General features: G+C 66.7%; 14 protein-coding genes, 1 tRNA gene and 3 rRNA genes. 1 reads left to right on the top strand and 17 read right to left on the bottom strand.

The genetic code is table 11. The features are described from left to right. Nucleotides 1–71 precede the first annotated feature (71 nt). Nucleotides 72–1,367, bottom strand: a complete 1,296-nt coding sequence (locus DEI88_RS09990) for an ABC transporter substrate-binding protein (RefSeq protein WP_258370190.1) — start codon at nt 1,365–1,367, stop codon at nt 72–74. A gap of 254 nt (nt 1,368–1,621) precedes the next feature. Between DEI88_RS09990 and DEI88_RS09995 the strand changes: the two genes are divergently transcribed. Beyond that, nucleotides 1,622–2,599, top strand: a complete 978-nt coding sequence (locus DEI88_RS09995; RefSeq protein WP_111071443.1) for an endo-beta-N-acetylglucosaminidase H — start codon at nt 1,622–1,624, stop codon at nt 2,597–2,599. Nucleotides 2,600–2,767: 168 nt separating this feature from the next. Here DEI88_RS09995 and DEI88_RS10000 read toward each other — a convergent pair. The 16 genes from DEI88_RS10000 to DEI88_RS10075 all read right to left on the bottom strand — a co-directional run bounded on the left by DEI88_RS10000 (nt 2,768) and on the right by DEI88_RS10075 (nt 21,998). Continuing rightward, nucleotides 2,768–2,839, bottom strand: a tRNA-Gln gene (locus DEI88_RS10000). A gap of 53 nt (nt 2,840–2,892) precedes the next feature. Continuing rightward, a complete protein-coding gene (locus DEI88_RS10005; RefSeq protein ID WP_111048878.1) occupies nt 2,893–3,831 on the bottom strand; it encodes an NAD(P)/FAD-dependent oxidoreductase in 939 nt (312 codons plus the stop codon). A gap of 65 nt (nt 3,832–3,896) precedes the next feature. Further along, the gene (gene gltX / locus DEI88_RS10010) at nt 3,897–5,384 is read right to left on the bottom strand and encodes a glutamate--tRNA ligase (protein WP_111071442.1); all 1,488 of its coding nucleotides are present in this window, start codon (nt 5,382–5,384) and stop codon (nt 3,897–3,899) included. 107 nt (nt 5,385–5,491) lie between these two features. Further along, nucleotides 5,492–5,608, bottom strand: a 5S ribosomal RNA gene (gene rrf, locus DEI88_RS10015). Between the two features lie 107 nt (nt 5,609–5,715). Further along, nucleotides 5,716–8,844: ribosomal RNA gene (locus DEI88_RS10020) — 23S ribosomal RNA — on the bottom strand. Between the two features lie 502 nt (nt 8,845–9,346). Then, nucleotides 9,347–10,866: ribosomal RNA gene (locus DEI88_RS10025) — 16S ribosomal RNA — on the bottom strand. Together the 16S, 23S and 5S rRNA genes form the textbook arrangement of a ribosomal RNA operon. Nucleotides 10,867–11,544: 678 nt before the next feature. Next, nucleotides 11,545–12,315 (bottom strand): fumarylacetoacetate hydrolase family protein, encoded by a 771-nt coding sequence (locus tag DEI88_RS10030; RefSeq protein WP_111009601.1) that lies wholly within the window; start codon nt 12,313–12,315, stop codon nt 11,545–11,547. Between the two features lie 9 nt (nt 12,316–12,324). Then, complete coding sequence (locus DEI88_RS10035; protein ID WP_111071406.1) at nt 12,325–13,527, bottom strand: branched-chain amino acid aminotransferase; 1,203 nt, start codon at nt 13,525–13,527, stop codon at nt 12,325–12,327. Between the two features lie 44 nt (nt 13,528–13,571). Next, a complete protein-coding gene (locus DEI88_RS10040; protein WP_111071405.1) occupies nt 13,572–14,633 on the bottom strand; it encodes a 3-isopropylmalate dehydrogenase in 1,062 nt (353 codons plus the stop codon). A gap of 28 nt (nt 14,634–14,661) precedes the next feature. After that, a complete protein-coding gene (gene serA / locus DEI88_RS10045) occupies nt 14,662–16,251 on the bottom strand; it encodes a phosphoglycerate dehydrogenase (protein ID WP_111071404.1) in 1,590 nt (529 codons plus the stop codon). A gap of 93 nt (nt 16,252–16,344) precedes the next feature. Continuing rightward, a complete protein-coding gene (locus DEI88_RS10050; RefSeq protein ID WP_111013415.1) occupies nt 16,345–16,746 on the bottom strand; it encodes a hypothetical protein in 402 nt (133 codons plus the stop codon). Then, nucleotides 16,743–17,198 (bottom strand): hypothetical protein, encoded by a 456-nt coding sequence (locus DEI88_RS10055; RefSeq protein WP_111071403.1) that lies wholly within the window; start codon nt 17,196–17,198, stop codon nt 16,743–16,745. The genes DEI88_RS10050 and DEI88_RS10055 overlap by 4 nt, the downstream gene beginning before the upstream one ends. After that, complete coding sequence (locus tag DEI88_RS10060) at nt 17,195–18,370, bottom strand: mannitol-1-phosphate 5-dehydrogenase (protein ID WP_111009595.1); 1,176 nt, start codon at nt 18,368–18,370, stop codon at nt 17,195–17,197. Before DEI88_RS10060 ends, DEI88_RS10055 begins: the two co-directional genes overlap by 4 nt. A gap of 204 nt (nt 18,371–18,574) precedes the next feature. Further along, nucleotides 18,575–19,600 carry a ketol-acid reductoisomerase gene (gene ilvC, locus DEI88_RS10065; RefSeq protein WP_111071402.1) on the bottom strand — a complete coding sequence of 342 codons (1,026 nt, stop codon included), beginning with the start codon at nt 19,598–19,600 and terminating at the stop codon, nt 18,575–18,577. Between the two features lie 74 nt (nt 19,601–19,674). Beyond that, nucleotides 19,675–20,181: an acetolactate synthase small subunit gene (gene ilvN, locus DEI88_RS10070; protein ID WP_111009592.1), complete on the bottom strand. Its 507-nt coding sequence runs from the start codon at nt 20,179–20,181 to the stop codon at nt 19,675–19,677. Then, complete coding sequence (locus tag DEI88_RS10075; RefSeq protein ID WP_111009591.1) at nt 20,178–21,998, bottom strand: acetolactate synthase large subunit; 1,821 nt, start codon at nt 21,996–21,998, stop codon at nt 20,178–20,180. Before DEI88_RS10075 ends, ilvN begins: the two co-directional genes overlap by 4 nt. Between the last annotated feature and the right edge of the window lie 48 nt (nt 21,999–22,046).

Below are 22,046 nucleotides of genomic sequence, written 5' to 3' on the forward strand. Positions count from 1 at the left end.
GGAACGGACGGGAGGGGCGGCGCGGCTCCGTCACCGCGCCTCCCGTCCGTCGGTCGGGAGGACCTGGAGGGTCAGTTCGAGTTCGACGCCGACTTGACCGCGGCCTGCATGTCCTTGAGTGCCTGCTGCACCGACTTCGAGCCCTTGAGCGCGGCGTACGCGTTGTCCTGGATCGCCTTCGTGACCGCGGGGTAGTACGGCGTCACCGGACGGGGTTCGGCGCTCTTGATCGAGGTGAGCAGCGTGGGCAGGTACGGCAGCTTCGACGTCAGGGCCGGATCCGTGTAGAGGCTCCCGACGACGGGCGCGAGGGACCCCTGCGTCGCGAAGAACTTCTGGGTCTCGTTCGACTCGAGGAACTCGAGGAAGTCATGCGCGGTCGCCTTGTGCTTCGAGTACACGCTGATCGCGGCGTTGTGACCACCGAGCGTCGACGATCCGATGCCGTCGGCGCCCGGGATCGGCGCGATCCCGAACGTGTCCTTGACCGTCGACGAACCATCGGTCTTCGCGAGGTTGTACACGTACGGCCAGTTGCGCAGGAACAGCAGCTTGCCGGACTCGAACGCCTGGCGTCCCTGTTCCTCCTGGTACGTGATCGCCTCCGCGGGGATGTCGCCGTCCTTGAACGCGGTGACGAGGTTCTGCAGGCCTGCCCGGGCCTTCGCGGTGTCGAGCGTCGGTGTCGAACCGTCCTTCGCGAGCACCGATCCACCGGCACCGTTGATCGCCTCGGAGGTGTTCACCGTGAGGCCCTCGTACTTGGCGAACTGACCCGCGTAGCACCCGATCCCGGCCCGCTCGGCGATCGAGCAGTCCTGCATCATGGCCGACCACGTCGTCGGCGGCGTCGTCACGAGGTCCTTGCGGTAGTACAGGAGCGCGCCGTCCGACGTCTGCGGTGCGGCGTACAGCGTGTTGTTGTACGTCGCCGTCTTCACGGTCGGTGCGAGCAGCTTCGAGGTGTCGATCCGCATCTTCCCCGTGAGCGGCGTCAGCCAGCCCTTCGCCGCGAACTCGGCCGTCCACACGACGTCGACGTCGACGACGTCGTACCCCGAGTCCTTCGCCTGGAAGTGCTGCACCAGGTCGTCGTGCTGCTGGTCGGCCTGGTCGGACTGCTCCTTGAACGTCACCTTCTCGTCCGGGTGCGCGGCATTCCACTTGGCGATGAGCGGGCGGACGACGTTCGAGTTGTCCTTGCCCTGCACGTACGTGATCGGCCCGCGGCTGGTCTGGCCCGAGGTCGCGTCGCCGCCACCCGAACCCGAGCCGGAACCGCCGCTCGAACACCCTGCCAACGTCAGTCCGATCACCGCGACGCCGGCCGCACAGACGATGCGCAGCTTCCCTCGTGTCCTGTCCACTGTCGTCTCCTCGTTGAGATCGCAGGCGACACGCCTGAGCAGGCCTCATTGCCCGCTGGTTCGGGACGGTACCCCCGGAAGGGGGAGGCGCGCACCCGCTCGGGGCGTCGCGACACCACATCGTTATCAACCCGCTGGACGCCGGCCCGACTCCGAGGACGAGGCTGGTGCGGGGTTGACTGAAGCGCTTCAGTCATCCACGCTCGGTCCACGGCGAAGAACACCGCCACCCACCCCACTCGACGAGGAGTGCCATGCGCAGGACCACCACCACCACCACCACCGGGACCCGCGGGACCGTCACCCCCAGGACCACCAGGCGATGGTGCATCGGGGCCGCGGCCGCCATCACGCTTGCGGCCGTGCCGCTCGCACCGTCCGCTGCGAACGCGGCGACGGCAGGCCGTCCGGACCACGGACATCAGCAGCACCACGCCGTCAAGCACGGCCCGACCAGCGTCGCGTACGTCGAGGTCAACAACGACCAGCTCGCGAACGTCGGCCGCTACACGCTCGCCGACGGGGCGAACGCGTTCGACATCGGGATCATCTTCGCCGCGAACATCGACGACGACGGCACGAAGGCGCAGCTGTCGCTCAACGCCAACGTCCAGGCGACGCTCGACCAGGCCGCCACGCAGGTCCGGCCCCTCCAGGCGAAGGGGATCAAGGTCGAGCTGTCCATCCTCGGCAACCACCAGGGCGCCGGCATCGCGAACTTCTCCACACCCGCCGCCGCCGCGGACTTCGCACGGCAGGTCCGCGACGTCGTCACGAAGTACCGCCTCGACGGCATCGACCTCGACGACGAGTACTCGGACTACGGCGTGAACGGCACGCCACAGCCCAACGCGCAGTCGATCGGCTGGCTCATCTCGGCGCTCCGGGCAGACCTGCCGCACAAGCTGCTCTCGTTCTACGACATCGGCCCGGCATCGACCAGCCTCGACGCTTCGAGCCCGCGCATCGGCTCGAAGCTCGACTACGCCTGGAACCCCTACTACGGCACCTACAGCGCCCCGGCGACACCCGGCCTCCCGAAGTCGCGGCTCTCCCCCGCCGCCGTCGACATCCAGAGCACCCCGATCGCGACCGCGCAGGCGCTCGCACGACGGACCGAGGCGGAGCACTACGGCGTGTTCATGACGTACGACCTGCCCGACGGTGACGACAGCGCGTACGTGTCAGCACTCACGCAGAGCCTCTACGGACAGGGTGCGACGTACCGCTGACCGGAACGGCCGCGCGCGACGCCCGGCGCGGGAGGGACGGTGGCGGCACCGTCCCTCGCGCTCGCCCCAGGAGATCGTGCCGTCGACGGGCCGGCACGCCCGCCGGGCGCTCGCGACTGTTCCCCGGAAAAGCAGCAGGCCCCCGATCGCTCGGGGGCCTGCTCGCTGCTGGGGTACCTGGACTCGAACCAAGAACAACTGAACCAGAATCAGCCGTGTTGCCAATTACACCATACCCCAATGGTCACGAGGCAGCCTCGGACCATGGTTCCGTGGTGTCCGGAACCGAGTGTCTACTGTACAGCATCCCGAGCAGGCCGAAGACCACGGACGAGGTCACGATGGACGGCAGCGGCCGTCACGGCGCCGGCACCAGCCGCGACGATGAGCTGCTCGGGGCCGGGCGGGGTGACGTCGCCCACGGCGTACAGTCCCGGGACACCCGTCCGGCCGTGCCGGTCGACCACGACGAACCCGTCCTCGTCGTGGTCCAGCCGCGTGTCGAGGAAGTCGAGATCGACGTGCCACCGGGGTCGCACGAAGCCGGCGACACGCGGGACCACGACGCCGTCGACGAGCCGGACGCCCGTCAGTCCATCACGTCCGCCCTCGAGGTCGGCGATCGCCCGGTCCTCCACAGCCACCCCGGCGGCATGGAGGCGAGCGCGGTCGTCCTCCGACAGACGGCCCACGCCGTTCGTGAACACGACGAGGTCGTCCGTCCACGCCGCCAGCACGAGCGCGCGCTCCGCCAGGTCGTCGGTCTCCCCGATCAACGCCAGCGGCTGCCCGGCCTTCTCGTACGCGTCGCACTCCACGCAGCTGTGCACGCTCGTCCCGTAGAACGCACGGAGGCTCGGGAGGCTCGGGAAGCTCTCGCGGAGTCCCGTCGCCACGACGACGGCCGCACCGCGCGCCGCGACGGGCGTTCCCCGCCAGGCGCCCGAGACCACCCAGCCGCCAGCGTCCGCGTGGACGTCATCCACCACCGCCTGTGTGACCGTCGCCTCGGGGTAGGCCTCGACCTCCTCACGACCGAGCTTCCGGAGCTCGAGGGGCGACACACCGTCACGGGTGAGGAACCCGTGCGACCGCAGCGTCGCCGCGTTCCGCGGGCGGTTGGCGTCCACGAGCAGCACCCGCCTGCGCGCGCGCACGAGGTTGAGCGCGGCGCTGAGCCCGGCAGGGCCGGCCCCGATCACGACGACGTCGTAGTCGTCCGCGGGGGGCACGTCGGGGCCGTGCGGCGCCGCAGGGGCGCGGCGCGGGGGCACCGCTCCCGCTCCGGATGGGTCCGTCACCGGTCGCGGAGCCGGCGGAGCCGGGTGAGCGTCGACGACTTTCCCAGGATCTCCATCGACTCGAACAGCGGCGGACTCACCCGTCGCCCGGAGACCGCGACCCGCAGCGGACCGAAGGCGACCCGGGGCTTCAGGCCGAGCCCGTCGATGAGCGCAGCGCGGAGCGCCGACTCGATGGGCTCCGCGCGGAAGTCCTCGATCGCTTCGAGGGCGTCGACGGAGGCGTCGAGCACGGTCCGCGCGTCCTCCTTGAGGGTGGCGAGCGCGTCGTCCTCCATCGTGAGGTCGTCGTCCGCGACGAAGAGGAAACCGAGCATGCCCCGCGCATCACTCAGGACGTTCATGCGCTCCTGCACGAGCGGCGCCGCGCGCTGCAGCACGGACCGCTCGTCCGCCGTCACCGGGTCGCTCAGCACGCCGTCGAGGTACGGCACCAGACGGTCCGTGAAGTCGTCGACGGCGAGGAGTCGGATGTGGTCGCCGTTGATCGACTCGGCCTTCTTGGGGTCGAACCGCGCCGGGTTCGGGTTGACGTCCACGACGTCGAACGCCCCCACCATCTCGTCGAGGGAGAACACGTCCTGGTCCGCCCGCAGCGACCAGCCGAGCAGCGCGAGGTAGTTCACCAGACCCTCGGGGATGAACCCGTTTGCCCGGTGGTGGAACAGGTTCGACTCCGGGTCGCGCTTGGACAGCTTCTTGTTGCCCTCGCCCATCACGTAGGGCAGATGCCCGAACCGCGGCACGAACGAGGTCACGCCGATCTGCACCAGGGCCTCGTACAGCGCGATCTGCCGTGGCGTCGACGAGAGCAGATCCTCGCCGCGGAGCACGTGCGTGATCCCCATGAGCGCGTCGTCGACCGGGTTCACGAACGTGTACAAGGGCTTGCCGTTCGGCCGGACGACAACGAAGTCCGAGAACGATCCGGCGGGGAACGTGATGTCGCCCCGGACGAGATCAGCGAACCCGAGATCGCGGTCCGGGACCCGGAGACGGAGCGCCGGCTGCCGACCCTCGGCCCGGTACCCCGCACGCTCGGCTTCGGTGAGGTCGCGCTCGAAGTTGTCGTACCCCTGCTTCGGATCACGGCCGTTCGCGAGGTTCCGGGCCTCCATCTCCTCCGGGGTCACGAACGACTCGTAGACGAGCCCCTCGGCCTTGAGGCGCTCGATGACGTCCACGTAGATGTCCGACCGCTCGGACTGCCGGTAGGGGCCGTGCGGACCGCCGACGTCGATGCCCTCGTCCCAGTCCAACCGCAGCCAGCGGAGCGCGTCGAGGATCTGCTCGTAGCTCTCTTCGCTGTCGCGGGCCGCGTCGGTGTCCTCGATCCGGAACACGAAGGTCCCGCCGGTGTGCCGTGCGTAGGCCCAGTTGAACAGGGCCGTCCGGATCAGTCCGACGTGGGGCGTCCCCGTCGGTGACGGGCAGAAACGAACTCGGACGTCGGAGCCGGAGGCGGTGGTGAATGGCGCTGTCATGACGCCCCGATCCTACCGTGACGCCCGTCGACACCGACCGGAGACGACGAAAAGCCCCTGATCAGCACGCTCCTCGAGCGAGTGATCAGGGGCTTCCCTGACGTTGAGTCCGGCGGTGTCCTACTCTCCCACAAGGTCCCCCTTGCAGTACCATCGGCGCTGAGAGGCTTAGCTTCCGGGTTCGGAATGTGACCGGGCGTTTCCCTCTCGCTATGACCACCGGAACACCATCGATATTCACGATCATGTTCCGCAGTTGCTACGGATGATCCCCGATCGCATATCGGGAACCACAAAGTGGACGCGAGCCCCACCCGAACGGGTGGGAAGTGTAATCAAGTCATCGGCTTATTAGTACCGGTCAGCTCCACGGGTCGTTAGTCCCCGCTTCCACATCCGGCCTATCAACCCAGTCGTCTACTGGGAGCCTCTCACCCACAAGGGGCATGGAAATCTCATCTCGAAGACGGCTTCCCGCTTAGATGCTTTCAGCGGTTATCCGGTCCGAACGTAGCTAATCAGCGGTGCCCTTGGCAGAACAACTGACACACCAGAGGTTCGTCCATCCCGGTCCTCTCGTACTAGGGATAGATCTTCTCAAATTTCCTACGCGCGCAGCGGATAGGGACCGAACTGTCTCACGACGTTCTAAACCCAGCTCGCGTACCGCTTTAATGGGCGAACAGCCCAACCCTTGGGACCTACTCCAGCCCCAGGATGCGACGAGCCGACATCGAGGTGCCAAACCATGCCGTCGATATGGACTCTTGGGCAAGATCAGCCTGTTATCCCCGAGGTACCTTTTATCCGTTGAGCGACAGCGCTTCCACAAGCCACTGCCGGATCACTAGTCCCGACTTTCGTCCCTGCTCGACTTGTCAGTCTCACAGTCAAGCTCCCTTGTGCACTTACACTCGACACCTGATTGCCAACCAGGTTGAGGGAACCTTTGGGCGCCTCCGTTACTTTTTGGGAGGCAACCGCCCCAGTTAAACTACCCACCAGGCACTGTCCATGAACCCGATCAGGGTCCTACGTTAGACATCCAGAGTGACCAGAGTGGTATTTCAACAACGACTCCACGAACACTGGCGTGCCCGCTTCACAGTCTCCCACCTATCCTACACAAGCCACACCGAACACCAATACCAAGCTGTAGTAAAGGTCACGGGGTCTTTCCGTCCTGCTGCGCGTAACGAGCATCTTTACTCGTAGTGCAATTTCGCCGAGTTCGCGGTTGAGACAGCTGGGAAGTCGTTACGCCATTCGTGCAGGTCGGAACTTACCCGACAAGGAATTTCGCTACCTTAGGATGGTTATAGTTACCACCGCCGTTTACTGGGGCTTAAATTCTGAGCTTCGCCGTGAGGCTAACCCTTCCTCTTAACCTTCCAGCACCGGGCAGGCGTCAGTCCGTATACATCGTCTTGCGACTTCGCACGGACCTGTGTTTTTAGTAAACAGTCGCTTCCCACTGGTCTCTGCGGCCTTCCCCGCTCCCGGAGCAAGTCCGTTCACGGTTCCGGCCCCCCTTCTCCCGAAGTTACGGGGGCATTTTGCCGAGTTCCTTAACCACGATTCTCTCGATCTCCTTGGTATTCTCTACCTGACCACCTGAGTCGGTTTCGGGTACGGGCAGCTGCAACCTCGCGTCGATGCTTTTCTCGGCAGCATAGGATCACTGAATTCCCCATGACGGGTATGCATCGGATCTCAGGCGTACAGACGACGGATTTGCCTATCGTCAGCCCTACATCCTTACACCAGGTTCACCTTACGGATACCATCGCCTGGCTCAGCTACCTTCCTGCGTCACACCTGTTAATACGCTAGCCGCACCAGCATGGGGTCGAGCGTTAGACCGGACGTCCATCACCCCGAAGGGATCAGGATCGAGCCGGGTTAGGACTCTTAGCACCACTGGATTGACTGGGACGGTTGTTCGCCGGTACGGGAATATCAACCCGTTGTCCATCGACTACGCCTGTCGGCCTCGCCTTAGGTCCCGACTTACCCAGGGCGGATTAGCCTGGCCCTGGAACCCTTGGTCTTTCGGAGGACGGGTTTCTCACCCGTCTTTCGCTACTCATGCCTGCATTCTCACTCGTGTGGCGTCCACGGCTGGATCACTCCGCCGCTTCACTCGCCACACGACGCTCTCCTACCACTCCGTACGACTGAACCACGAAGGCTTGTCTGGGTACGAAATCTACAACTTCGGCGGTGTGCTTGAGCCCCGTTACATTGTCGGCGCGGAATCACTTGACCAGTGAGCTATTACGCACTCTTTCAAGGGTGGCTGCTTCTAAGCCAACCTCCTGGTTGTCTGTGCAACTCCACATCCTTTCCCACTTAGCACACGCTTAGGGGCCTTAGTTGGTAGTCTGGGTTGTTTCCCTCTCGACGATGAAGCTTATCCCCCACCGTCTCACTGCTGCGCTCTCACTTACCGGCATTCGGAGTTTGGCTGACGTCAGTAACCTTGTAGGGCCCATCGGCCATCCAGTAGCTCTACCTCCGGCAAGAAACACGCAACGCTGCACCTAAATGCATTTCGGAGAGAACCAGCTATCACGAAGTTTGATTGGCCTTTCACCCCTATCCACAGCTCATCCCCTCCATTTTCAACTGAAGTGGGTTCGGGCCTCCACGACGTCTTACCGTCGCTTCACCCTGGCCATGGATAGATCACTTCGCTTCGGGTCTAGGACATGCGACTGGATCGCCCTATTCAGACTCGCTTTCGCTACGGCTACCCCACACGGGTTAACCTCGCCACATATCGCTAACTCGCAGGCTCATTCTTCAAAAGGCACGCTGTCACCCCAACAAGGAGGCTCCAACGGTTTGTAAGCAAACGGTTTCAGGTACTATTTCACTCCCCTCCCGGGGTACTTTTCACCTTTCCCTCACGGTACTTGTCCGCTATCGGTCATCTGGGAGTATTTAGGCTTATCAGGTGGTCCTGACAGATTCACACGGGATTTCTCGGGCCCCGTGCTACTTGGGATACACATCCGGCCATAACACCATTTCGTCTACGGGGCTGGCACCCACTACGGCCCGGCTTTCAAACCGGTTCGACTATGATGCGCTGTAACCGCCCCAGTCCGGCAGAACTGAGCGACGTGTCCCACAACCCCGACCATGCAACGCCCGCCGGCTATCACACATGATCGGTTTAGCCTCATCCGCTTTCGCTCGCCACTACTCACGGAATCACATGTTGTTTTCTCTTCCTGTGGGTACTGAGATGTTTCACTTCCCCACGTTCCCTCTACCCGCCCTATACATTCAGGCGGGAGTCACCAGGTCGCAAAACGCCTGGCGGGGTTTCCCCATTCGGAAATCCTCGGCTCACAGCTCGATTATCAGCTCCCCGAGGCTTATCGCAGATTTCTACGTCCTTCTTCGGCTCCAGATGCCAAGGCATCCACCGTTTGCTCTTAGAAACTTGACCACAAAGATTGCCGCGCACCGAAAACGATGCACGGCCTCAGTGTTGACTCGTCCCAACGCCAAACGACGTCAGGAGCGAATCGCACTCTTGTGACACCAGCCGACCCACCACCAACCACGAAAGCCGGCGACGAATCAGCAAGCGTCTAAGATGCTCGCGTCCACTGTGTAGTTCTCAACATACGATCGGCACCAGCCCGCCCCGACCAACCGGTCGACTTGGCACTGGCCCAACGAGGGGGCATCAAGCCCCAACCCCCACCACCACACAGGCAGCAGGGAAGCCTGGTCCCTCAGGACCCAACAACGTGCACGGCCCGAACCTCACCCACAGACCCGTTCCAACCGGCCGAAACCGACGTACTAGCATCCACGAGATCCATCCGGACCCACTGTCAATGTTCCACCCATGAGCTACCGGCGAGAACATTCGTCTCGATCCGGCGCCTGGACACCACCCCCAACCCGAACGGGCCAGGCCAGCAGTGCCAGATGCTCCTTAGAAAGGAGGTGATCCAGCCGCACCTTCCGGTACGGCTACCTTGTTACGACTTAGTCCTAATCACCGATCCCACCTTCGACGGCTCCTTCCACAAGGGTTAGGCCACCGGCTTCGGGTGTTACCGACTTTCATGACTTGACGGGCGGTGTGTACAAGGCCCGGGAACGTATTCACCGCAGCGTTGCTGATCTGCGATTACTAGCGACTCCGACTTCATGAGGTCGAGTTGCAGACCTCAATCCGAACTGAGACCGGCTTTTTGGGATTCGCTCCACCTTACGGTATCGCAGCCCTTTGTACCGGCCATTGTAGCATGCGTGAAGCCCAAGACATAAGGGGCATGATGATTTGACGTCATCCCCACCTTCCTCCGAGTTGACCCCGGCAGTCTCCTATGAGTCCCCGGCCGAACCGCTGGCAACATAGAACGAGGGTTGCGCTCGTTGCGGGACTTAACCCAACATCTCACGACACGAGCTGACGACAACCATGCACCACCTGTACACCGACCACAAGGGGGCGACCATCTCTGGCCGTTTCCGGTGTATGTCAAGCCTTGGTAAGGTTCTTCGCGTTGCATCGAATTAATCCGCATGCTCCGCCGCTTGTGCGGGCCCCCGTCAATTCCTTTGAGTTTTAGCCTTGCGGCCGTACTCCCCAGGCGGGGCGCTTAATGCGTTAGCTACGACACAGAAACCGTGGAAAGGTCCCTACATCTAGCGCCCAACGTTTACGGCGTGGACTACCAGGGTATCTAATCCTGTTCGCTCCCCACGCTTTCGCTCCTCAGCGTCAGTTACGGCCCAGAGATCTGCCTTCGCCATCGGTGTTCTTCCTGATATCTGCGCATTCCACCGCTACACCAGGAGTTCCAATCTCCCCTACCGCACTCTAGTCTGCCCGTACCCACTGCAAGCCCGAGGTTGAGCCTCGGGATTTCACAGCAGACGCGACAAACCGCCTACGAGCTCTTTACGCCCAATAATTCCGGACAACGCTTGCACCCTACGTATTACCGCGGCTGCTGGCACGTAGTTAGCCGGTGCTTTTTCTGCAGGTACCGTCACTTTCGCTTCTTCCCTACTAAAAGAGGTTTACAACCCGAAGGCCGTCATCCCTCACGCGGCGTTGCTGCATCAGGCTTTCGCCCATTGTGCAATATTCCCCACTGCTGCCTCCCGTAGGAGTCTGGGCCGTGTCTCAGTCCCAGTGTGGCCGGTCACCCTCTCAGGCCGGCTACCCGTCGTCGGCTTGGTGAGCCATTACCTCACCAACTACCTGATAGGCCGCGAGTCCATCCCCAACCAAAATTCTTTCCACGACCAGACCATGCGATCGGCCGTCATATCCAGTATTAGACGTCGTTTCCAACGCTTATCCCAGAGTCAGGGGCAGGTTACTCACGTGTTACTCACCCGTTCGCCACTAATCCGCCCAGCAAGCTGGGCATCATCGTTCGACTTGCATGTGTTAAGCACGCCGCCAGCGTTCGTCCTGAGCCAGGATCAAACTCTCCGTAAAAAACGTTCCCAACCACTCCGAAGAGCAGAAGGCGAATTTGATGCTGACTGAAAAGACTGTCTACTGACAATCATTCAATCCAAAGGAATCGTCCACGAACGCGCCAACCCGAAGGCCGACACGCACGGGGTCAATAAATTGGCATTGACAATGTGCACGCTGTTGAGTTCTCAAGGACCAGACGCGTCCGCTCATCCACCCGGGAACCCCCGGACATCAGCAACGAAGCTGTGTTCTTGGTTGTGCAACCGATGTGCATCCCCCTACACGAGGTGGATGGCTCATCCCGAAGGAGAGGACCAGTTGCAGGTTTTACATCCTAAGCGTCGAAGCGATCAGGCGCAAGTCCCGATCAGAACCTCGGTGGAGGACGGTCCCGCTTGAGGCCGGCTCGCTCCGGGACACTGTCCCGGCCGCTCCGCCGCACCTTTGGGGTGACGAGTGATTACTTTACGCACCACCCCACCACCCAGCAAACCACCCCACATCCCGGGCGTGTCGCGAAGTTGTCCCATGCAACCACCGGGCTGTCCGCTCCTGGTTCCGCGCCCCGATCGTGGTCTGCGGAGCCGCGAACGCCGCGACCCCGGCACCGTGGCGGTGTCGGGGTCGCGGGCCGGGTCGGCCGGCGTCGGGGCTCGGTTCGGCGGCGTCGGAGCTCGGTTCGGCGGCGTCGGGTCAGCGTCGCGCGACGACCGGGTTGGTCAGCGAGCCGATGCCGGACACCGTGACCTCGACGATCTCGCCGTCGTTGATCGGGCCCACGCCCGCCGGGGTCCCGGTGAGGATGAGGTCCCCGGGCAGCAGGGTCCAGATCGAGGACACGAACTCGATGAGACTCGGGATGTCGTGGATCATCTCCGAGGTGGACGCCGCCTGCCGGATGTCGCCGTCCACGCGGGTCTCCAACCGGACGTCGGACGGATCGAGGTCCGTCTCGATGACCGGGCCGATCGGGCAGAACGTGTCGAAGCCCTTCGCCCGGGTCCACTGTCCGTCGCGGGCTTGGAGATCACGGGCGGTCACGTCGTTGGCCACGGTGTACCCGAGCACGACGTCCGCGAAGTCCTCGCGACGGACGTTCTTCGCCAGGGACCCGATCACGACGGCGAGCTCGCCCTCGTGGTCGACGCGCCCCACGTCCTGCGGCAAGCGGATCTGGTCGTTCGGGCCGATGATGGCCGTGTTCGGCTTGAGGAACACGATGGGGTCCTCCCCCGCGCGCTCATCCATCTCGGACACGTGCTCGGCGTAGTTGAGCCCGACCCCGATGACCTTCGACCTCGGGATCACCGGAGCGAGGAGCGTCGCGGTCCGCAGGTCCACCCGCTCCCCCGTCGTCTCGAACCCCTGGTACAGCGGGTCGCCCGCCAGGACCACGAGCGCTCGCTCGTCGAGGATGCCGTAACGGGGGTCCTCCCCCGGAGTGCTGAACCGTGCGATCTTCACGTGTCGACCCTACTGAGCCGCTGCCTCGTCGGTCCCGGACTCCGCGGAGCGGAGGGCATCGTCGCCCGCGTCGCCGACGGCCGCCGCGCCCGGTTCGGTGAGCTGCACCATCCACCCGTGCGGGTCGGGGCGTCGCCCGTACTGGATGTCGGTGAGCTCCTGTCGCAGGGACATCGTGAGCTCGCCGGCCCCCTGGGTCGGGGACCCGATCGTGATGTCCTCGCCCCGCAACTCGGCGATCGGGGTCACGACGGCAGCCGTTCCGCACGCGAAGGCCTCGGTGATCGTGCCGTCGGCGACCCCGTCGCGCCACTCGTCGAGGGCGACGCGACGGCGCTCGACGCGCAGGCCGCGGTCCTCCGCGAGCTGCAGGATCGAGTCCCGCGTGATGCCCTCGAGGATGCTGTCGGAGTCCGGGGTGACGAGCGTGCCGTCGGACCGGACGAGCACGACGTTCATCCCGCCGAGTTCCTCGAGGTACCGCCCCTCGACCGAGTCCAGGAACATCACCTGCTGACAGCCATGCGCGTAGGCCTCTTGCTGCGGCAGGAGCGACGACGCGTAGTTGCCACCGGTCTTCGCCGCTCCCGTGCCGCCCTTGCCCGCGCGGCCGTACTGCGTCGACAGCCAGATCGAGACCGGCTTGGGACCCGAGGTGAAGTACGCCCCGGCCGGCGAGGCGATCACGTGGAACTCCACCTGCTGCGCGGCGCGCACCCCGAGGAAGGCCTCGGTCGCGATCATGAACGGCCGGAGGTACAGGCTCGTCTCGTCCGCCGACGGCACCCACTCGACGTCCGTCGCGACGAGGTGCCGGATGGCCGACACGAAGTCCTCGACCGGGAGTTCCGGCAGCGCCAGGCGTTCGGCGGACCGCTGGAACCGACGAGCGTTCGCCTCGGGTCGGAACCCCCAGACGGAACCGTCGGCGTGCCGGTACGCCTTGAGGCCCTCGAAGATCTCTTGCGCGTAGTGGAGCACGCTCGCGCTCGGGTCGAGCACGAGGGGCCCGTACGGATGGATGCTCGCGTCGTGCCAGCCGGACTCGACCGACCAGTGGATGGTCGCCATGTGGTCCGTGAAGAACTTGCCGAACCCCGGGTCGGCGAGGATGGCCTCCCGTTCGGCCGCCGCGCGGCGGTCGGCGGAGGGGACCGTCCGGAACGCCGTCGTGAACGCCGTGTCGGTGCTGGTGGGTGTCGTGCTGGTCATGGTGTCTCCTGGGGACGGAGCGGTCGGTTCGGCGGACGCCGGGGTCAGGCCGCGGTGGTACGCGCGACGGCCGCGGCGATCGCGTCGCCGATCTCGGCCGTGGAGCGCGACGTGGCGCCGCGGCCCGCGATGTCCGCCTCGACCGCCCGCGTGATGGTCTCGGCCTCGGCCGTCCGACCGTGGTGGTCGAGCAGCAACGCGACGGACAGGATCGCGGCCGTGGGGTCGGCCCGCTGCTGACCCGCGATGTCGGGCGCGGACCCGTGGACCGGTTCGAACATGCTGGGGAAGGTGCCGTCCGGGTTGATGTTGCCCGAGGCCGCCAGACCGATGCCGCCGCTGATCGCGCCGGCGAGGTCGGTGATGATGTCGCCGAAGAGGTTGTCCGTGACGATGACGTCGAACACACCGGGCCGCTGGACCATGTGGATGGTCACGGCGTCGACGTGCTGGTAGTCCACGGTGACCTCGGGGTACTCGGCCCCGACGGAGGCCACGGTCCGCTGCCAGAGGTCGCCCGCGTGCACGAGGACGTTGCTCTTGTGCACGAGCGTCAGGTGGTGGCGAGGGCGACGACGGGCGAGGTCGAACGCGTACCGCACGACGCGCTCCACGCCGAACGCGGTGTTGAGGCTCACCTCGGTCGCGATCTCGGCCGGGGTGCCCTTGCGGATCACCCCGCCGTTGCCGACGTACGGCCCCTCGGTGCCCTCGCGGACCACGACGAAGTCGACCTCGCCGGGATCGGCGAGGGGGGAGGCGACGTCCGGGTAGACGCGCGTCGGTCGGAGGTTCACGTAGTGGTCGAAGGCGAACCGGAGGCGCAGGAGGAGACCGCGCTCGATGATCCCGCCCGCGAGCCGCGGATCGCGGGGGTCACCCCCGACCGCGCCGAGCAGGATCGCGTCGTGCCGGGCGATCGCGGCGAGGTCGTCGTCGGTCAGGACCTCCCCCGTCTCGAGGTAGTGCCCGGCCCCGAGGGTGTACTCGGTCCGTCGGATCGCGTCGGGCCCGACCGCGGCGTCGAGGACCTTGAGGGCCTCCTCGACGACCTCGGGGCCGATGCCGTCGCCACGGATCACGGCGAGGTCGATGGTGTCCGTCATGCGGGGCCTCCTGGTCGTGCGACCGCGGTCACAGGGTGATGTCGATCTCGCGCAGCGACTCGGCGTCGATCGCGGCGCGGACGCGCTCGAGGATCGGGCTCGGCACGGGCGAGTCCACGGTGAGGACGCTCAGCGCCTGGCCGCCAGCGGCACGCCGGGCGATCTGCATCGCCGCGATGTTGATGCCCGCGTCCCCGAACTCCTTGCCGTACACCGCGACGATCCCCGGACGGTCCGTGTAGACCATGACGACGTGGTGCTGGGCGAGCGGGACCTCGATGTCGTAGCCGTTGACCTCGACGAGCTTGGCCACTTGCTTCGGACCCGTCAGGGTCCCCGAGACGCTGATCGCCGGACCGTCGGACTGGGCGCCGCGGATGGTCAGCACGTTGCGGTACTCGGCGGTGGCGGGGTCCGTGATGAGCCGCACCGTGATCCCGCGCTGCTCGGCGAGGAGCGGCGCGTTCACGTAGCTCACCTGCTCGCTGACGATGTTCGTGAAGATGCCCTTGAGCGCCGCGAGCCGGAGGACGCTCACGTCGAACCCGGCGAGCTCGCCGTGCACCTCGACGTCGACACTCGTGATCGAGGTGTCGGCGAGGCTCGCGAACACCTGCCCGAGCTGCTCCACGAGTGGGATGCCGGGTCGCACGTAGGGGTCGATGACACCGCCGGCGACGTTGACCGCGTCCGGCACCAGCTCGCCGCCGAGTGCGAGTCGGACGCTCTTCGCGACCGAGACGCCCGCCTTCTCCTGGGCCTCGTCCGTCGAGGCCCCGAGGTGCGGTGTGACGACGACGTTCGGCAGCGCGGTCAGGGCGTCGTCGGTCGGCGGCTCGGTGACGAAGACGTCGAGGCCAGCGCCGGCGATGGTGTTCGCGGTGAGCGCGCGCCGCAGGGCGGCCTCGTCGATCAGGCCGCCGCGGGCGACGTTGACGACGAACGCGGTCGGCTTCATGAGGGCGAGCTGGTCGTCCGAGATCATCCCGACGGTCTCGGGGGTCTTCGGCATGTGGATCGTGACGAAGTCGCTCCGGCGGAGGAGGTCCTCGAGTGACACGAGCTCGACGCCGAGCTGCTGCGCGCGGGCCGGGGTGACGTACGGGTCGTACGCGATCACGGAGACGCCGAAGGCCTGCAGCCGTGCGGTGATGAGGGCGCCGATGCGACCGAGGCCGATGATGCCGACGGTCTTCTCGTAGAGCTCGACACCCGTGTAGGCGGAACGCTTCCACGCCCCCTGCGACAGCGATGCGTGGGCCGCTGGGATGTGCCGGGCGAGGCTGAGGATGTGACCGACCGTGAGCTCGGCCGCCGAGATGATGTTCGACGTCGGCGCGTTCACCACCATGACCCCGGCAGCCGTGGCGGCCTTGATGTCGACGTTGTCGAGGCCCACCCCGGCGCGCGCGACGACCTGCAGGTGCGGCGCCGCAGCGATCGCCTCGGCGTCGACCTTGGTGGCGGATCGGACGAGGATCGCGTTCGCGTCGGCCAGCGCGGCGAGGAGCGCGGGGCGGTCGGTGCCGTCCACGTCCCGGACGTCGAAGTCGGGCCCGAGGGCCTCGACGGTCGCTGGTGAGAGTTCTTCGGCGATCAGGACGACCGGCTTTGCCACAGGTGGGTTCCTTCGGGGAGGGGGCGGTGGGGTCGCGACGCGGGACGACGCGCATCCCATGCTATCGACGGGCCGAACGCGTTACGACGGGTGTCAGCCGCCCACGCGCAGCGTCGCGGAGACGTACTGGAGGACGTCGAACCAGAGCGCCGCGACCGCGCAGAACGCCGCGAGGAACACGACGACCGTCCGGACGAGGTCCGTGCGCCGAGTGACGAACCACGCCACCGCGTACAGGACGGGTGCGATGGCGACGTCGATGACGAGGGCCACCCAGGGCACGCTCGTCTGCAGTGCATCGCCCCCGTTGCGCCGGAGGAACGCGTTGTTCGCCGAGAGGGTGGTCGTCACGCCGACGAAGTTGCCGATCGCCTGCCACAGCACGTACGCGAACAGGACGGCGGCGACGACCCACACCACGACCTTGCCGAGCGTCACGCCCGTGGTGTCGGGAACGGCCGACGACGACGTGTCGTCCGAGGGCACCGCGCTCACCCGAAGCTCCTCGTCAGGACGAACGGCCACGGGAACAGCACGAGCGCCCCCGCGACGAGCCAGAGGACCCGCGTCCGCGGGCGCCGGCCCTGCCCGAGCCACAGGGTGGCCGCGAACCACAGAGCCGGGGCCATGATCGCGAGGACCCGGAGGCCCTCGGAGAAGACGGCCGCCGCGGACGTGCCGGGATCGACCGGCAACGCGCCCGCACTGACGAGCCACGCCACCGTGTACAGCAGGTACACCCCACCGAGGACGCCCAGACCGACGAGCGATCCGGACGCGAGGGGCTCGTCACCGGTGCGGGCCCGCGGCGCCCTCGGTGCGCGGAGTTCGTTGGCCGGTGCATCGACGTAGGTGGCGTCCTGCTCCGCACCCCAGCTCAGGGCCTCGGCGTCGTCGTGGTCCGCACCGCCGTTCGGCGGGGACCCGACGTCCTTCGGGGTGGTCATGACTCCAGTGTAGAAGCGACCACCGAACGGACCGCCGGGAACAGGGGGTGGCTCTCCATGAGTCCCGTGAGGATCTCGGTGAGGGCGTGGGCGGTCGCCCCGGACCGCAGCAGCGCGTGCAGCTCGAACGACTCCGGGTCGTCGGGGTCGTCGAACTCGAGGGCGACCCGGACGGCGCCGAGCAGGTGGTCGACCGGCATGCCGCGTTCCGCCAGCTGCGCGGCGGGACCGATGAAGCGCTCACGACGCCCGAGTTTGCGGAGCGGGTTGCGTCCGACCCGCGCCGTCGTGTCCGGGAGGAGCGGGTTGGCGATGCGGACGAGGTTCGCCTGGACGTACCGGCGGTGCTCCTCCGGGTCGAAACCGTGCTTCGCGACGAGCAACGCGGTGGTCTCGTCGAGGACGCCGTCGACCTCGGCCCGGACCAGGTCGTCCTCGAGGGCCTCGCGGATGAGCCGGATCCCGCGGACGAAGCCGTGGTAGGCCGCGGTCGCGTGGGCGGTGTTCACCGTGTAGAGCTTGCGCTCCACGAACGGCTGCAGGTCGTCCACCCACGTGACGCCCTGGATCGCCGGGGGCTCGGCGTCGACGCCGGAGAACGGCGTCCGCTCGATGACCCACTCGTAGAAGGGCTCGAGGACGACGTCGAGGCCGCCGGACTGTCCGAGCACGCCGGTCTGCTCCGGCACGATGCGGTCGATCGCGCAGTTCGCGAACACCGCGTCGATGTCGTGGTCCTCGAGGGCGGGCGATCGCCGGACGCTCGCGTGCAACGAGTCGGTGGCGTTGATGGCGTTCTCGCATGCCACGACGGTGACCACGCCCGCTCCGGCCGGCCGCGCGGCCAGTCCCTCGGCGATGAACGGCGCCACGAGGGGCAGTGTCCGCGCGCCGACCGCGGTCGTGACGACGTCCGCGCCGGCGATCGCCTCCACCACGCGGTCGCGCTCGCGCTTGCTGTTGAGGGCGGCGAAGCCCTCGACCACGCGGTCGATGGGGTCGTCACCGACCTCGTGGACGACGAAGCGGCCGGACTCGTTCAGGGCGCGGACGACGCGGTCGTCGACGTCGACGAAGGTGAGGTCGTACCCGCTGGCTGCGAGGAACTGGCCCACGAATCCGCGCCCGATCTTGCCGGCGCCGATGTGGACCGCACGTCTCGTCACCGCCATTCGAGCATCTTCCCATGCCGGGAGGCCGCGACCGACCACGACGGACGACCCAGCGGGTGCGATCGGTGCGCCGAGGACGCCGGCCGGAGGGCGGCGTGCGCGGGGGTGCTGGAGGAGAGGAGCTGCATGTCGTTCGGGTCACGTCGCGAGGCGACGGTGCGCGTGGTGCGCACCGTCGCCTCCTCGTCGAGTGCTGGCAGGAGCCTAGCGGGCGGCCGAGCCGTCGACGTAGTCGCTGTCGGTCTGCTTCCACGCGAAGAGCTTGCGCAGCTCGCGACCGGTCGCCTCGATCGGGTGCCCCTCGCCCTTCTCGCGCAGCGCCGTGAACTCCGGCGCACCGGCGTCCTGGTCCTCGATGAAGCGCTTGGCGAAGGTGCCGTCCTGGATGTCGGCGAGGACCGCCTTCATGTTCTCCTTGACGTGCGGGTCGATCACGCGCGGGCCCGAGACGTAGTCCCCGAACTCGGCCGTGTCCGAGATGGACCAGCGCTGCTTGGTGAGCCCGCCCTCCCAGATGAGGTCGACGATGAGCTTGAGTTCGTGCAGGACCTCGAAGTAGGCGATCTGGGGCTGGTAGCCCGCCTCGACGAGGGTCTCGAACCCGTACTGGATGAGCTGCGAGGTGCCACCGCAGAGGACGGCCTGTTCGCCGAACAGGTCGGTCTCGGTCTCCTCCGTGAACGTCGTCTTGATGCCGCCGGACCGCAGACCGCCGATGGCCTTGCTGTAGCTCCAGGCGAGGTCCCACGCCTGGCCCGAGGCGTCGACCTCGACCGCGACGATCACGGGCACGCCCCGGCCGGCCTCGTACTCACGGCGCACCGTGTGGCCCGGGCCCTTCGGCGCGACGAGCACGACGTCGACGCCCTCGGGGGCCTGGATGTAGCCGAAGCGGATGTTGAAGCCGTGCCCGAACACGAGCGCCTTGCCGTCGGTCAGGTTCGGCTGGATCTCGTCCGCGTACACGTGCCGCTGCACCTGGTCCGGCGTCAGGACGACGATGACGTCGCCCCAGGCGGTCGCCTCGGCCGGGGTGTGCACGGTGAATCCGGCCTCCTCGGCCTTGCTGCGGCTCTTGGAGCCCTCCTGCAGGCCGATGACGACCTCGACGCCCGAGTCGCGGAGGTTGAGCGCGTGCGCGTGGCCCTGCGAGCCGTAGCCGATGACCGCGACCTTCTTGCCCTGGATGAGCGAGAGGTCGGCGTCGGCGTCGTAGACGATGTCAGTCACGGTGGTGGTTCTCCTTGTCGGTTCGGTGTGTCCGGTCCGGGGGTCCGCGGTGTGCCGCCCCGGGGTCATGTCGACTACGCGCGGGGGACGCGGTCGGTGATGCTCTTCGGGCCTCGGCCCATGCCGAGGAGGCCCGCCCGCGCGAGCTCCTTGATGCCGTACGGCTCCAGCACGCGCAGGATCGCCTGGATCTTGCCGGGGTCACCCGTGACCTCGATCACCAGGGAATCGGTCGCGACGTCGACGACGCGCGCCCGGAACAGGTTGACGGCCTCGAGTACCTGGGAGCGCGTCTGGTTGTCCACCCGGACCTTGACGAGCATGTGCTCCCGCTGCACGGACTGCGAGAACTCGAGCTCGACGATTTTGATGACGTTGACGAGCTTGTTCAACTGCTTCGTCACCTGTTCGAGCGGCAGGTCCTCGACGTCGACCACGACGGTGATCCGGGACAACCCCTCGACCTCGGTGGATCCCACCGCGAGGGACTCGATGTTGAACCCGCGCCGCGCGAACAGGCCGGCGACGCGCGTGAGCAGACCCGGCTTGTCCTCGACGAGGAGGGACAGGACGTGGCTCATGCGGGCCTCCCGGTCATGTCGGCGTCCTCGTCGTCCCAGCTCGGGGCGAGGTCGCGTGCGTGCTGGATCGCGGAGTTGCTGACCCCTTGCGGCACCATCGGCCACACCATGGAGTCGCGGCTGACGACGAAGTCGATGACGACGGGCCGGTCGTTCGTGGCGAGGGCGAGCCGGATCGCGTCGTCGATCTCGTCCTCGCGCTCGACGCGGATGCCGAGCGCACCGTAGGCGTCGGCGAGCTTGACGAAGTCCGGTACCCGTCGGGACGCGTGCCCCGTCTCGAGGTCGGTGAAGGAATGCCGGCCGTCGTAGAACAGCGTCTGCCACTGTCGCACCATGCCGAGCGACGAGTTGTTGATGATCGCGACCTTGATCGGGATGTCGTTGATGACGCAGGTCGCGAGCTCCTGGTTCGTCATCTGGAAACAGCCGTCGCCGTCGATCGCCCACACGACGCGGTCGGGCTGCGAGACCTTCGCGCCCATGGCGGCGGGGACCGAGTAGCCCATCGTCCCCGCGCCGCCCGAGTTGAGCCAGGCGTGGGGGCGCTCGTACTGGATGAACTGCGCCGACCACATCTGGTGCTGACCGACCCCGGCCACGTACACGCCTTCCGGCCCGGTGAGCTCGCCGATGCGGCGGATGACGGCCTGTGGCGCGAGGAGGCCGTCCTGCGGGGCGGCGTACCCGAGCGGGAACTGCTCACGGAGCCGTCCAAGGCGCTCCCACCAGGCGTCGAGGGACGCGCGGTCGGCGACGGGGACGTCCTGCCACGCGGCCAGGAGGTCGGTGAGGACCTCTTTCGCGTCGCCCACGATCGGGACGTCGGCGAACCGGATCTTCGAGATCTCGGCGGGGTCGATGTCGACGTGCACCACCTTGGCGTCCGGCGCGAACTCGTCGATCTTGCCCGTGACGCGGTCGTCGAACCGGGCCCCGAGCGCGACGATGAGGTCGCTCTCCTGCAGTCCGAGCACCGCCGGGACCGTGCCGTGCATCCCCGGCATCCCGAGGTGCTGCGGGTGCGAGTCGGGGAACGCCCCGCGAGCCATGAGGGTCGTGACCACCGGGACGTGCGTGGCCTCGGCGAGTCGCAGCAACTCCGCCGACGCACCGGACCGGATGACGCCGCCGCCCACGTAGAACACGGGCTTGCTCGACTCGGCGATGAGCTGCGCCGCGGCCGCGATCTGCTTGCCGTGCGCCTTGGTCACCGGGCGGTACCCCGGCAGGTCGACCCGCGGGGGCCAGACGAACGGCGCCGAGTTCTGCTGGGCGTCCTTCGTGATGTCGACGAGCACCGGACCGGGACGTCCCGTCGTCGCGATCTGGTACGCCGCGGCCAGCGTGCTCGGGATGTCCTCGGGCTTCGTGACGAGGAACGAGTGCTTCGTGATCGGCATCGTGATGCCGACGATGTCGGCCTCCTGGAAGGCGTCCGTCCCCATGAGCGTCGAGAACACCTGGCCGGTGATCGCGATGAACGGAACGGAGTCCATGTAGGCGTCCGCGATGGCGGTGACGAGGTTCGTCGCGCCCGGACCCGACGTCGCGATCGCGACCCCGACCCTCCCGGACGCCGCCGCGTAGCCCTCGGCCGCGTGGCCGGCGCCCTGCTCGTGGCGGACGAGGACGTGGCGGATGGCCGTCGAGGCCATGAGCTCGTCGTAGAACGGGATGATCGCGCCGCCCGGCAGCCCGAAGACGTCGGTGATGCCGAGGTGTTCGAGGGACCGCAGGACCGCGCCGGAGCCGGTCAGGACCTCGGGTGCGCGCCGCGTCCCCGCGGCGGAGAGCGGAGTGGCTTCCGTGGGCATGGCACTTCCTCTGGTGTGGAGCGGCGCGGTCCGCGGGGACGGCGCCGC

Source organism: Curtobacterium sp. MCBD17_003 (assembly GCF_003234885.2).
In the GTDB taxonomy this organism is placed as follows: Bacteria; Actinomycetota; Actinomycetes; order Actinomycetales; family Microbacteriaceae; genus Curtobacterium.